Raw genomic sequence first — 14,336 nt, forward strand, 5'->3', positions numbered from 1 at the left:
CCCCGCCGGCAAGCCGTGCTGCTACGGGACCGGTGGTGACCGCGTTTGTGAGGGCTGCACCCATAGCCTGTGGGAGCGGGCTTGCCCGCGAAGACGCCGGCCCTGACGCCTCGGGGGTGCTGCACCCATAGCCTGTGGGAGCGGGCTTGCCCGCGAAGACGCCGGGCCTGACGCGTCGGGGGTGCCTGAGCCACCGCTTTCGCAGGCAGACCCGCTCCCACGGATCCGGAGCAATCAATGATGGAAGGCATCCCTCAATCCCGTAGCAGCACGGCTTGCCGGCGGGGGCGGACTTGAGATCGCTGACGCCGGCAAGCCGGACTGCTACGGGGGATTCAGACCAGTCCGCTCAAATCCAGCTTCTCCTGAGGCACCGGCATCGAGAAGTAGTACCCCTGCGCCTGGCCTGCGCCCATTTCACGCAGCAGTTGCAAAGTGTCGGCATCTTCCACGCCCTCGGCCACCACTGTCAGGCCTAGGGATTCGGCCATGCGCACGATGGCGCGGACGATGGCACGGCTGCGTGAGCTGGTGGTCAGTTCCAGGGTGAAGGACTTGTCGATCTTCAAGCCGCTGAAACGGTACTGGTGCACGTAGCTCAGCGACGAGAACCCGGCGCCGAAGTCATCGAGCACCACCGACACGCCATTGGTGGCCAGGCGTTCCATGGTCTGGCGTGCCAGTTCAGGCTCGGCCACCAGTGCGCCTTCTGTCAGCTCCAGGCAGATTCGCGATGGCGCCACGCCGTGCTGGCTGAGCAGCCCGAGCACCTCATTGGCGAACTCGGGGCGGCTGATGCTGTAGCTGGAACAGTTCACATGCACCGTCGGCCAGTGCGCGTGCTCGGGCTGGGCGAGCAAGGCCACCACCTGCTGGAGCATGTAGAAATCCAGCCGGCCAATCAGGCGCAGGCCCTCCAGCGCGGGCAGGAACTGACCCGGTGCGATCACCCGGCCATCGGCCTGGCGCCAGCGAATCAGCGCCTCCAGCGCCAGGATCTGGCCGCTCTCCACGTCGATGATCGGCTGGAAATACGGCAGCAGTTCATCGGTGCGTTTGAGCGCGTTGCGCAGCGCCGTCTCCTGCTCCATCTGGTCGGAAACCTCGCGGCGCACCTCCTGGTTGAACACCGCGTAACTGTCGCGCCCGGCATTCTTGACCCGGTACATCGCGGTGTCGGCATCGCGCAACAGGTCAGCCGGTTCGCTGTGGAATTGCAGGTCAGCCGCCACGACACCGATGCTGCACGAAGAAAACACCGCATGCCCGTCGATGTAGAACGGCACGTCAAAGGCCAGCAGGATGCGCTCGGCGATGGCAATGGCGACGTCCGGCGGCGCAGGATAAGCCAGCACCGCAAACTCGTCCCCGCCCAGACGCGCCAGCAGGTCGCAATCGCGCATGCAACTGCGCAGCCGGTCGGCCGCCTGGATCAACAGCTGATCGCCCGAATGGTGGCCCAGGCTGTCGTTGACCATCTTGAAGCGGTCCAGATCGATGAACATCACCGCCAGCTCCTGGCCGTGATCGCAGAATTCGCCCCAGGCACCGTGCAGGCTCTGCTGCAGATGGCTGCGGTTAGGCAGGCCGGTGAGCGAGTCGTGGGCGTTTTCATGCTGCAACTTGGCGTTGGCGTAATCCAGCTCGCGGGTGCGGTCCTGCACCCGGGCTTCCAGTCGCAGGTTGGCGGTCTGGATGGCTTCGGCCGCGCTGCGTCGGGACAGTGCGGTGTCGATATGCCGGGAAACGAAGGTCAACAGGTCCTGATCGCGCAGCGAATAGCTTACATGTGGTGAGTAACTCTGCACCGCCAGCACGCCGCGCACGACGTCGCCGTCGAACAACGGAATTCCCAGCCAGGAACAGGACCGGTTGATTTCATTCTGGATGGTGATTTCACCGGTAGTCTCCAGCCGCCGCGCCTCGGCGCTGTCGATCAGGCAGGGCCGGCGCTGACGAATCACGTATTCGGTAAAGCCCCGCTCGCCCCGCCGCGGGTCAGGCCGGCGCACCAGACGCTCGTCCACGTAATAGGGGAAGGTCACCTCCCCTGTGTCATCGTCGAACAGGGCGATGTAGAAGTTCAGCGCGAACAGCAACTCGCCGACAATGCCGTGCAGGCGTTCGAACAAGTCGGCCATGTCCCCCGGCTGGCTGGATAGCTCGGTGATCTGGAACAGCGCGCTCTGCAAATGCTCGGCCCGTTCGCGGTCGGCCACTTCGCTGCGCAGTGCGTCGTTGAGTCGGGACAGTTCCAGCGTGCGGCGCACCACGGTTTCTTCAAGATGCACCCGGTGCAGGATCCGATCCAGCGCCATGGCCACGTGGCGTGCAACCACCAGAAACAGTTCCTGGTCCTCGACGCTGTAGACCCGCGACAGGTCATAGACTTGCATCGCCAGCATGCCGAACACGTCATCGGACGCGTTCTTGAGCGGCGCCCCCATCCAGAACTCAGGGCGGTGCCCCACGCAATGGAAGCGCTCCTGAGCCTGGGCGCGCTCGATGTCCGCAGCGTTGACGAACAGCGGCTGCTCGGTGGTCAGCACGTAGCCGGTCATGGACAGGCGTTCGGGATCGAGAAACTCCTGAGTCTCGGCCTCAAGGGCGTCAACGTCAGTAATGTCGATGTAATAGGGGTAGGTTATCTTGCCGCTGTGGCTCTCGTAGAGCGCCAGGTAGAAGTTTTCCGCGTCGATCAGCGTCGACAACTGCTCATGCACGCCCTGCAGAAACGCCGAGCGATCCCGCGTGGAGCTGGCCAGGTAGGTGATTTCATACAGCACCCGCTGGGTCGCCTGGGCCCGGGCCAGTGCGTCGGCCTGCAAACGCAACCCCAGTTTGCTCGCCAGCGCATGCAGGAACGGATTGCCCGATTCGCGCTCCGGCGTCAGCAACCATCCCAGCGCAGATTCACCCTGCCCTGTCGCCCAGCGCTGCAAGCCGTGGTCGCGACAAAAGGCATCGAAGCCTTCACGGGGGATGAGCCTGGGCCATTCGGTAGTCTGTGCGCCCTGGGCCAGCAAATGCATGTGCTGGTTGGCGCGATAGGCCGCCCAACTGAGGTCGGGAGCGGCCTCCTGCGCGGCACGCAGCAACGCGTCGAGTGGCTGCTCGTCACTCAGCGAGACAAGACGTTGGGCCCCATCGCCAGGCTGTTGCGCCACCTGTTCATTGGAGGATGGCGAGCGCTGCGGCGGGTTCGATACATGAAAATTCACAGGCGCTCCATTGCCAGCGTGGGACTGGTCTATCTTCATGGGGTCTGACAGATGGATGCAAGCGCCATATCGGTAATTGCTGCCTGTAAACGACGAAAAATCCGCATTTCACGACATTTCATGGAATGCCTTACTTCGTTATCGGCAGACGACCACTGAAATGAAAGAATTTTCACGCACGCTTGTCAGCTGAACTGCCACTTGCGACCCCTGTCCCTTGTTGACCTGTTTACGCACCGCGCCTCTGTGCGGATGCGGATATCCGAAGCCCTTTTGCCCAACTGGAGATGATCGAACATGATCAAGACTTACAGCTATGCCGCGCAAAAACCCACCGACCGCCTGGCGCCTTTCCAGATCGAACGTCGTGACCCGGGCGCCGACGACGTGCAGATCGACATTCTGTTCTGCGGCGTCTGCCACTCCGACCTGCACACCGCCCGCAACGAGTGGAACAACACGCTGTACCCGTCGGTACCAGGGCATGAAATCGTCGGCAAGGTCACGGCCGTCGGCGCCAACGTGAAGAACTTCAAGGTCGGCGATCTGGCGGGCGTCGGCTGCATGGTCGACAGTTGCCAGCACTGCGCGTCCTGCGCCGAAGGCGATGAGCAGTATTGCGAGAGCGGCTTTACCGGCACCTACAACGGGCCAGTGTTCGGTGGCGAGAACACCTTCGGTGGCTATTCGGACAAGATCGTGGTCAAGGAAAAGTTCGTCCTGAAGATTTCCCACAGCGACAACCTGGCCGCCGTCGCTCCGCTGCTGTGCGCCGGCATCACCACCTACTCGCCCCTGCACCACTGGAAGGTCGGCCCCGGCAAGAAGGTCGGTGTCGTGGGACTCGGCGGGCTGGGGCACATGGCGGTGAAGATCGCCCACGCCATGGGCGCCCACGTGGTGCTGTTCACCACCTCGCCCAACAAGCGTGAGGACGGCTTGCGCCTGGGCGCCGATGAAGTGGTGGTGTCCAAGGATCCGCAGGAGATGGCGACCCAGACCAACAAGCTGGATTTCATCCTCAACACCGTGGCCGCCCCCCATGACCTGGATGCGTTCCTGAACCTGCTCAAGCGCGACGGCACCATGACCCTGGTCGGCGCGCCGGACCATCCGCACCCGTCGCCCTCGGTGTTCAACCTGATCTTCAAGCGCCGCAGCCTGGCCGGATCCTTGATCGGCGGCGTGAAAGAGACCCAGGAGATGCTGGATTTCTGTGCCAAACACGGGATTGTGTCGGACATCGAAATGATCCGCATGAAAGACATCAACGAAGCCTACGAGCGCATGGTCAAGGGCGATGTGAAGTACCGCTTCGTGATCGACATGGCGACCCTCAAGGAAGAAGCGTCGGCCGCCTGAGACTTGGTCGGCCCGTAGCAGCACGGCTTACCGGCGGGCACGTCCTCAAGATCGCACCCGCCGGCAAGCCGTGCTGCTACGGGTCGTGTTCGCACGATAACTGGTCGGGACTTTCCCGCAACCATCCCCGCCCCCACGGGTCACAACCTTTACCCCTGCGCTCATGCCTCCCACTCCAAGACGCCTTTCACAGGCGCGCCGTGGATTAGAGAAAAACGCTCATGAGTACATGCAGATATTCGAATCAATGCGCAGGCCAATGATTGTTTATCGTTGATCGCTTCACGCAACCCCTGCCGTAGACGCCTGCCCACTCGCCCACCGTCGGGTGCCAGGTTTGACTCCATGCTGACGAGGAACCTGTCCATGACCGATCAGCCTGAAACGAACCCGAACGAATCCGACCTCAAGCCGTTCACCGCGCCTTCGCGGCGCAACTTCCTGAAATCCATCGGCGTGACCAGCCTGGCCGCTGCCACGGCACCGATCTGGACCCAGGCACTGGAAGCCCAGGCGGCCGTGGCCGACGACACCGACCCGCCCGCACCAGACGAGCGACGCATGACGCTCAAGGTCAATGGCCAGACCCACGCCCTCAACCTGCCCGCCAATGCCGCCCTGCTCGACGTGCTGCGCGACCGCCTGCAACTGACCGGCACCAAGAAAGGCTGCGACCACGGGCAATGCGGCGCCTGCACCGTGCACGTCAACGGCACGGCGATCAACTCGTGCCTGTCGCTCGCGGCGATGCACGAAGGCGACGAAATCACCACCATCGAAGGCCTGGCCAAGGACGGCAAGCTGCACCCGGTGCAGGAAGCCTTCTGGGAACACGACGCCTACCAGTGCGGCTACTGCACCAGCGGCCAGATCATGAGCGCCGTCGCCATGCTGCAAGACTCGCACATCGGCAAGGATGACCACAGCGTGCGCGAAGCCATGAGCGGCAACATCTGCCGCTGTGGCGCCTACAAGAACATCCTGGCGGCGATACAGAGCGCGCGGATCAAGCTGCAGGAGGTGAGCTGATGAGAGCCCTTGATTATGTCCGTGCAAGCAGCGTCGAGCAGGCGGTTGCCAGCCATTCGAAGAGCCCGTCAGCGTTTTTCCTTGCAGGCGGCACCACCCTGCTGGACCTGGTCAAGCTTGACGTGATGCCCGCCGACCAGGTGATCGACGTCAATCACCTGTCCCTCAAGCAGATCGAGGTGCAGAAAGACGGCAGCGTGCGCATTGGCGCGCTGGTGACCAACACCGCCCTCGCCCAGCACGACTACATCGTCGAGCATTACCCGGTGCTGTCCCAGGCGTTGCTGTCCGGTGCCACTACCCAGTTGCGCAACAAGGCCACCACCGGCGGCAACGTGATGCAGCGGGTGCGTTGCAACTACTTTCGTGACGGCCATTCGGCCTGCAACAAGCGTGAGCCCGGCTCAGGTTGCGCCGCCATCGACGGCCATAACCGCAGCGTGCATGCAGTGCTGGGTACCAGCGAACAGTGCATCGCCACCCACCCCTCGGACATGTGCGTGGCCATGGCGGCAATTGGCGCAAAGGTTCAGGTGCAGGGTGCGAAAGGCTCGCGCAGCATCGACTTTCTCGACTTCCACCTGCTGCCCGGTACCACGCCGTGGAAAGAACACGCCCTGCTCGATGACGAACTGATTACCCACATCGTGCTGGACGCGCCGCTGGCGGGCAGCAAATCGGGCTACCTGAAGCTTCGCGATCGCGCCTCGTACCAGTTCGCCCTGGCGTCCAGCGCCGTGATCGTGCAGATGGACGGTGACACCGTGCGTGAGGTCCGTATCGCCATGGGCGGCGTGGGCACCAAACCGTGGCGGGCAGTGGAAGCCGAGCGCTCGCTCAATGGCACAACGCTCACACCGCAGAACATCGAAAAGGCCGCGGCGCTTGCGCTGCAAGGTGCCAGACCCTACCGCCACAACGCCTACAAGATTGCCCTGGGGCAACAGGCGATCGTGCGCAACCTCAGCACCCTGAGCGCCTGACAGGAGCATTTCACATGACTGATCCCATCATAGGTTCGGCGCCACGTCGCATCGACGGCCGACGCAAGGTCACGGGCAGCGCGATGTACGCCTCTGACCATCACCTCAAGAACATGGCCTACGGCTACGGCGTGTTCAGCACTATCGCCAGCGGCAAGATCACCGGCCTTGAACTGGACGCCGCGCGCAAATCTCCGGGCGTGCTGGAGGTTTTCCACCACGGCAACTTCCCCGAGCTGTACCACAACTCGGCGTTGCCGATGTCCTTCGCGCAGATTCTGAAAGCGGCAAAGTCCGATGAAAGCCGCCTGCCGTTCGAAGACGAGACGGTCTACTACGCCGGCCAGTTCGTCGCGCTGGTGGTGGCCGACACCTTCGAGCACGCCCGCGCTGCGGCCTACAAGATCAAGGTCAGCTACAGCAAGACCTCAGCCGTGGCCAACCTGGACCAGGGCATGAAAGCCGGCAAGCTTCAGGACGGCAGCCCCGGCCACACGCGAGGCGATGCAGGCGCAGCGTTCGACAGCGCGGCCCACAGCATCGATGCGACCTACACCACCCCGGTGGAAACCCACAACCCGATGGAAATGCACGCCACCGTCGCCAGTTGGGAAGACGGCCGGCTGATTGTCTACGAGGCGAGCCAGGGCGTGGTCGCCCACCGCAATTCGCTGGCGAAGATCTTTGGCCTGGTGCCGGAAAAGGTCGAAGTGCGTGCGCCCTTCATCGGCTCGGGATTCGGCAGCAAGCTGTGGATCTGGCCCCATTCGGTGGCGGCCTGCGGCGCGGCCAGAGTGCTCCAGCGCCCTGTGCAACTGGTGGTGCCGCGTCCGCAGATGTTCACCACCACAGGGCACCGGCCCGAGACGCAACAGCGCCTGCGGCTGGCGACTGACGACAAAGGCAAGCTGGTGTCGGTGCGTCACGAGTCGATCAACACCACCTCCTTCACTGACCCGTACAAGGAAAACTGCGGCACCTCGACCAAGAGTCTCTACAGTTGCGCCAATGTGCAGGTGACCCACAAGACCATCGAGGTCAATCGCGGCACGCCCACTTCCATGCGCGCACCGGGCGCGGCACCGGGGCTGTTCGCGCTGGAGTCGGCGATGGATGAGATGGCCGACAAGCTCGGCATGGACCCGCTGGCCTTTCGCAAGCTCAACGTCTCCGAACGCGACGAAAGCCAGGACCTGCCGTGGTCGAGCAACCATCTGCAGGAATGCATCGACCAGGCCGCCGAACGTTTCGGCTGGAGCAAGCGCGATCCCAAGCCGGGCTCGATGAAAGACGGCCACGAAATCATTGGCTACGGCATGGCCGCGTGCAACTGGGACGCCTATCGCACTCCCGCCGAGGCCCAGGTTTCATTGCGCGCCGACGGCACCGCCTACGCCATCTGCGGCGTGCAGGACATCGGCACCGGCACCTACACCATCGTCGCCCAGGTGGTCAGCAGCATTACCGGCATCCCCTTGGACAAGATCGAAGTCGAACTGGGCAACTCGTCGTTTCCGCCGGCGCCGGTGTCGGGTGGTTCATGGGCAACCGCCAGTGTGTTGCCAGCCATCGCCGAAGCCACGCGCCAGGCGGTGGAGCAATTGAAAGCCTTTTCCGCCGCACCCAAGGGCGTGTTCGCCGGGACCAAGGTCGATCAGATCAGCTTCGAGCAAGGCCAGTTGAAGAGCGGCGAGAAATCGTTCGCCATCGCCGACGTGCTCAAGGCGCAGAAACAGTCCAGCGCCTTCGGCGAGGCCAAGACCGGGATGAACGACACCAGCAAGCATTCGTTCCGCTCCTTTGGCGTGCACTTCGTCGAGGTACGCTGGGATCCGGGCATCTCCCGGCTGCGGGTTTCGCGGGTGGTCAGCGCGATCGATGTCGGCAAGGTGATCAACCACAAGACCTCGCTCAACCAGGTCGAGGGGGCGATCGTCATGGGCGTGGGCATGGCGCTGTTCGAAGCCACGGACTATGACGAACGCGACGGTATGCCGGTCAACAACAACTACGCCGAATACGTGGTGCCCGTGCATGCGGACCAGCCGGAGATCGATGTGATCCTGCTGGATTATCCGGACTACGAACTCAACGAATTCGGCGCCCGGGGCATCGGAGAAATCGGCATCACCGGCCTTGCCGCCGCCGTCGCCAACGCGGTGGCCCACGCCACCGGCAAACGAATCCGTGACCTGCCCATCACCCTGGACAAATTGATGGAATTGCCGCCGACCATGAGTGCGTGAAAGCGGTCTTGCCGGCGGGGGCGGCCGCAGGATCGCCGACGCCGGCAAGCCGGACTGCTACGGGTGTGGTCACCTCAACCCCGTAGGAGCGCGCTTGCCCGCGACCGCGTCCTCAAGATCGCTCCCGCCGGCAAGCCGTGCTGCTACGGGTGTGGTCACCTCAACCCTGTAGGAGTGAGCTTGCTCGCGATGGCGTCCGCAAGATCGCTCCCGCCGGCAAGCCGTGCTGCTACGGGGCGGTGTACAACCAAAGATCTTGATCTTGATCTTCGTGCGCGATGGCACAGGCGCCGCAGAACGCGACGTCAAGGCGCCAGGCCGAGCGCAGGTGTCGTGGAGGGGGATGAGCGGCAGGGATGCCGCGAAAGCCGTGCGGGCCATGGATGGCCCATCATGGCGTGCCCCCGGAACGGCGCCGGAGTCGAGGGAAGTCCGAAGGACCCCAGCCTGTCGCAAAGACCTTTTGGTTACTTTTGGGGCGAATGCCAAAAGTGACCCGCCGTAAGGGCGGAAGGCGCCCTCAGCACCACCACAAACAACGGATACACACCCGATCCAAACGTCACCCAGCGACGCGGAGCGTCAAGTAATCCGTTACCACGCGGAGCGTGGGAACGATCATCAAGCGTGGGAACGATCATGACCAGCGATCAAAGCAACTCCGGCTCGATCCTGTCACGCCCTGCCATCTTCGCCGCATACACCCCCGAATCCGCCCGCAGCAGCAACGAATCCCCACCCTCACCCTTGCGCCAACTGGCAATCCCGAAACTGGCCGTCACCCTGCCCACCCCGTCCACCGGCTCCGCCCGCAACGCCGCCCACAACTCCGAAGCCAGCCCATAAGCCTGGTCGCCATCGGTGTCCGGGCACAGCACCATGAACTCCTCCCCGCCCAACCGACAGAACACATCACTGCGCCGCAACCGGTGACACAGCCGCTTGCAGATCGCCTGCAGAACGTGGTCGCCCACCGCATGCCCCAACTGATCATTGATGCGCTTGAAGTGATCGACGTCCAGCATCACCACCGCGAACACCCCACCATGACGCTCTACCCGCAGCAACTCCGCCTGCAGCCGCTCCTGGAAATAACGGCGGTTGTAGACCCCGGTCAGCGCATCGGTCACCGACATGGTGCGCAACTCTTCCTCCACGCGCTTGCGCTCGGTGATGTCCAGGCACACCGCCAGATAACCAATCCACTGATCGTGCTCGTCCAGCACCGGACTGACCTGCATGTTGACCCGCAGCTTGCTGCCGTCCTGCCGCACGAAGGTCCAGTCGTGGGCCTGATGACCGTGCTCTTCCACCGCCTCCACCAGCATCGCCTCGCAGGCCTTGATCGAGCGCCCGTAGCGCAGGCTCAACTCGCACACGTGCTCGGCCAGTTCGCTGGGCAGGTGCAACTGGCGCAGGGTCAACTGCCCGCACACATGGGCGCTGCTGTAACCGAGCATTTTCTCGGCGCCAATGTTGAACGTGGTGATGACCCCCTCCAGGTCAGTGGCGATGATCGCCACCTGGGTCGCGGCGTCCAGCACGTTGCGCAACTGGCCGTGGGCATTGCGCAGTTGCTGTTCGCGCTGGCGCAGCATCAGCGTGCGCTGCTCCACCAGGCGCAGGGCACGCTGGCGCTGGCTGATCAGCGCGTAAAGCAAGGCACTGAGCATGAAGCTCAACAACGCGCCGAGCACCACCACGCTGTCGTTCGATGAGGGGTTGGTGCCGATGAACAGCGCGGTCGGACGAATCATCAGCCGATAATCGCGCCCGGCGAAGGTCAGCGTCTGACTGACATGCAGCTCATCGCCCACGGCCTGGGCGGTGGATTCGTACAAGAGGTCCGGCGGTTGCCCTGCAGTAATGTCCTCAAGGGTCAGCGCCAGATTGTCCTGATCGGTGGGCGGCAGGCCCTCGGTCAACATCTTGCGCAGGCTGATCACCGCCATCAGAAACCCTTGCAGGGTTCCCGCCCCCGGCACGCCGATGTGCGGGCGGCTCATCACCGGCGCCACCAGCAGCACGCCCTTGCGGTTTTCCTCTTCCAGCCCGACCAGCTCCATGCGCGGCGATGCCGCCATGCCGTTCGCGCGGATGGCTTGCTCAAGGGTGGCCTGGCGCCGGCTTTCGGAGTTCACGTCAAACCCCAACGGCAGTGCCACCGTGCTACGGCTTTGGGTGTAGCGCACGGGGAAGTACACCGGACGCGGCTGGGCGGTCTTCAGGCGCTGCTGGTCGTCGAGGTCGCGGATGGAAAAATCCCGCAGCCCCGATTGCTGCGCAGTGCTTTCGAATTGCGGGCGGTCGGCATCGATCACTCTGGGCGCCCAGGAATAGGCCTGAGTGAGGATCAGCAAGGGGTGGGCGAAACCGTTGAATTCTTCTTCGGAGACATCGTCGGAATACACGAAAAACCGTCGCAGACCATCCAGACGGCGAATCTGGCCTTCGAGCCGGTCCTGCACGCGGCTGACCCGTTCGCTGGCAAGCCATTCAAAGCGTTGGCGCAACTGGTGCTGATAGACCTGGACATTGGCCAGTGCCAGCATCGCAGTGAGCAGCACGCCGGCTGCAAACACAAGCGAAGCCACCACCCAGGACGAGGTGTCCACTTTGATCAGACCTAGGATCTTGGCGCTTGCCTGGTTTGACGACATACGCAGAACTCATGACGCCACAGAGCTGCCGCAACGCGCGGCCAGAGTTCAGTTATAGCTATTTGCCACTAATTTGCCTAGTGCTGTGTGTCGCCCTGCGGGGGACCTGCGCGATGCGCTGACCGGGCCGGTCAGCGCATCGATGGGCATCACCGGGCGGTGATTTTCCAGGCGCGGTGGATTTTCCCGTTGCGGGCGAAGTCCGGGTCGATGGTCTGCTGGGTGATTTCCTCGACCGAATAGCGCTCGGCAAGGTTTTCTTCCAGCTGGAACTTGCGGAAGTTGTTGGAGAAATACAGCACGCCGCCGCTGGCCAGGCGCGCCATGGCCAGGTCGATCAGTTGCACCTGATCGCGCTGCACGTCGAACACCCCTTCGATGCGCTTGGAGTTGGAGAAGGTCGGCGGGTCGATGAAGATCAGGTCGTACTCGTCGCGGCTGGCTTCCAGCCATGCCATGACGTCGCCCTGCTCCAGGCGGTTCTTGTCGGAGAAACCGTTGAGCGACAGGTTGCGCCGCGCCCAGTCCAGATAGGTTTTCGACAGGTCGACGCTGGTGGTGCTGCGCGCGCCGCCCTTGGCCGCGTGCACGCTGGCGGTGGCCGTATAGCTGAACAGGTTGAGGAAACGCTTGCCCGCCGCCTCGCGCTGGATGCGCATGCGCATCGGGCGATGGTCCAGGAACAGGCCTGTATCCAGGTAGTCGGTCAGGTTGACCAGCAACTTGATGCCGCCTTCCTGCACTTCCTGGAACTTGCCCTGGGCGCTCTGGCGTTCGTACTGTTTGGTGCCGCTCTGACGCTCGCGACGCTTGACCACTACGCGGCTCTTGTCGATGTTCAGCGCCTGGGGAATGGCCGCCAGCGCATCGAACATGCGGATCGACGCCTTCTGCGGGTCGATGGACTTGGGCGCGGCGTATTCCTGGACGTGGACCCAGTCGTGGTACAGGTCGATGGCCATGGCGTACTCGGGCATGTCGGCATCGTAGACGCGGTAGCAGTCGATGCCCTCGCGCTTGACCCACTTGCCCAGCGCCTTGACGTTTTTTTGCAGACGATTGGCGAACATCTGCCCGCCTTCGCTCAGGCGCGGCTGCTCGATGACCGGCGCCGGAGCCGGCACTGGCTTGATCGGGTTGCCGTTCTTGTTGAACTTGCGCTCCTGCGGCTCGTCCGGGGTCTGGTCGTAGGCCGCCTGTTCGCGCTCGGCCTGACGCTCCTCGGGGGTGCGGCGCTCGCCGGTGACGAACTGGTCGGGCAACACCTTGATGAGCAGCAGCTTGCACGGCAAGGCGCCGTTCCAGAAGGCGTACTGTTTGTGGCTGCGAATGCCCATGCGCTTGCCCAGGTCCGGCGCGCCGGTGAACACCGCCGCTTCCCAGTTCAGGCAGGCCTGACGCAGGCGCTCGCCCAGGTTCTGGTAGAGGTACAACAGGCTCGCTTCGTCACCCAGGCGCTCGCCGTAGGGCGGGTTGCAGATGACCAGGCCTTTCTGGTTCTGGTCCGGACGCGGCTCGAAGGTGCCGACCTCGCCCTGGTAGATCTTGATCCAGTCAGACAGGCCAGCACGCTCGACGTTATTGCGACCCGGCTGGATCAGGCGTGGATCGGCTTCGTAGCCGCGAATCCACAGCGGCGGTTTGGCAAGACCGGCCTCGGCACGGGCCAGCGCCTCGTCATGCAACTTGCGCCACAGAGCCGGAACGTGGCCCAGCCAGGCCGAGAAGCCCCAACGCTCGCGCTTGAGGTTCGGTGCAATATCGGCGGCAATCATCGCAGCTTCTACGAGGAACGTACCCACACCGCACATCGGGTCTGCCAGCGCGCCACCCTCGGCGGCAATGCGCGGCCAGCCGGCACGGATCAACACCGCGGCGGCGAGGTTTTCCTTCAGCGGTGCCGCACCTTGCTGCAGACGGTAGCCGCGCTGGTGCAGGCTGTGGCCGGACAGGTCCAGCGACAGGATCGCCTCGCCACGGTCCAGGCGCAGGTGCACGCGCAGATCCGGGTTCAGCTTGTCGATCGAAGGCCGGTCGCCCTCAGGCGTGCGCAGCTTGTCGACGATGGCGTCCTTGACCTTCAAGGCGCCGAAATGGGTGTTGTCGATCCCCGAGCCGTGGCCGCTGAATTCAACGGCCAGGGTGCCATCGGGTTCCAGGTGGTCGGCCCACTCGATGTCATTGACGCCGTGGTAGAGGTCTTCGGCGTTCTTCATCGGGAAACGCTTGAGCACCAACAGCACGCGGTTGGCCAGACGCGACCACAGGCACAGCCGATAGGCGGTTTCCATGTCGGCACTGCCACGGATGGTCGAGGTGTGTTCGCGGGTTTCGAGCAGGCCAAGTGCAGTGGCCTCCTCGGCGAGCAGACCTTCGAGGCCTTTGGGGCAGGTGAGAAAAAGTTCGAAACGGTCCGACATGAGTATTCCAGGCCTGTTGGCTGTGAGTGGCGGGACGACGCATCGTCCCGCCCGATTTACAACAGGCGTCTTTCGTGGAGAACGCCTGCGCGGCACACCGGTTGTGCCAATGCCGCGACGATACATTTCGTCTGCGGCGTTTATGCTCGCCAGAAACACCCGGCGCGCATTTTGATATTAAAAAACCACTATTCAGCCCGACAACGGAAGTAATAAAAAGTCACATCCTTGACCCTTCGTCGTTTTAAATCTGACGTCAATCCGCCATCATTTGCACATGAGAACGACTCGCAAATTTCATCAAGACCCTCGTTTCAGGGCGCTTGGCTGAAAAAAACCACTCGAAACGATTCAGCACTTATGGCCTTTATGCTTCAAGGGTTACGTTCTTATGACAAAACGGTCATTCACAACG

Annotated in this window: 7 protein-coding genes; 4 read left to right on the forward strand and 3 right to left on the reverse strand. The window is 63.1% G+C overall.

Annotated features, from left to right (window positions below; genetic code table 11):
• Window positions 1-335: 335 nt before the first annotated feature.
• Window positions 336-3,221: an EAL domain-containing protein gene (locus tag ACIPOO_RS27055; protein ID WP_400611111.1), complete on the reverse strand. Its 2,886-nt coding sequence runs from the start codon at window positions 3,219-3,221 to the stop codon at window positions 336-338.
• A gap of 297 nt (window positions 3,222-3,518) precedes the next feature.
• Here ACIPOO_RS27055 and ACIPOO_RS27060 point away from each other — a divergent pair, with 297 nt between their 5' ends.
• The 4 genes from ACIPOO_RS27060 to ACIPOO_RS27075 all read left to right on the forward strand — a co-directional run bounded on the left by ACIPOO_RS27060 (window position 3,519) and on the right by ACIPOO_RS27075 (window position 8,841).
• The gene (locus ACIPOO_RS27060; RefSeq protein ID WP_400611113.1) at window positions 3,519-4,583 is read left to right on the forward strand and encodes an NAD(P)-dependent alcohol dehydrogenase; all 1,065 of its coding nucleotides are present in this window, start codon (window positions 3,519-3,521) and stop codon (window positions 4,581-4,583) included.
• Window positions 4,584-4,949: 366 nt separating this feature from the next.
• A complete protein-coding gene (locus ACIPOO_RS27065) occupies window positions 4,950-5,612 on the forward strand; it encodes a 2Fe-2S iron-sulfur cluster-binding protein (RefSeq protein WP_400611115.1) in 663 nt (220 codons plus the stop codon).
• On the forward strand, window positions 5,612-6,595 hold the full coding sequence (locus tag ACIPOO_RS27070; protein WP_400611117.1) for an FAD binding domain-containing protein: 984 nt from the start codon (window positions 5,612-5,614) through the stop codon (window positions 6,593-6,595). The genes ACIPOO_RS27065 and ACIPOO_RS27070 overlap by 1 nt, the downstream gene beginning before the upstream one ends.
• Before the next feature lie 14 nt (window positions 6,596-6,609).
• Complete coding sequence (locus ACIPOO_RS27075; RefSeq protein WP_400611119.1) at window positions 6,610-8,841, forward strand: xanthine dehydrogenase family protein molybdopterin-binding subunit; 2,232 nt, start codon at window positions 6,610-6,612, stop codon at window positions 8,839-8,841.
• Window positions 8,842-9,491: 650 nt separating this feature from the next.
• Here ACIPOO_RS27075 and ACIPOO_RS27080 read toward each other — a convergent pair.
• Together ACIPOO_RS27080 and rlmKL are read right to left on the reverse strand one after the other, a co-directional pair.
• Window positions 9,492-11,501 carry a diguanylate cyclase gene (locus ACIPOO_RS27080; protein ID WP_274133389.1) on the reverse strand — a complete coding sequence of 670 codons (2,010 nt, stop codon included), beginning with the start codon at window positions 11,499-11,501 and terminating at the stop codon, window positions 9,492-9,494.
• 149 nt (window positions 11,502-11,650) lie between these two features.
• Window positions 11,651-13,921, reverse strand: a complete 2,271-nt coding sequence (gene rlmKL, locus ACIPOO_RS27085; RefSeq protein WP_400611121.1) for a bifunctional 23S rRNA (guanine(2069)-N(7))-methyltransferase RlmK/23S rRNA (guanine(2445)-N(2))-methyltransferase RlmL — start codon at window positions 13,919-13,921, stop codon at window positions 11,651-11,653.
• Between the last annotated feature and the right edge of the window lie 415 nt (window positions 13,922-14,336).

Source organism: Pseudomonas sp. NPDC090201 (genome assembly GCF_044746825.1).
GTDB classification, from domain to species: Bacteria; Pseudomonadota; Gammaproteobacteria; order Pseudomonadales; family Pseudomonadaceae; genus Aquipseudomonas; species Aquipseudomonas putida_AD.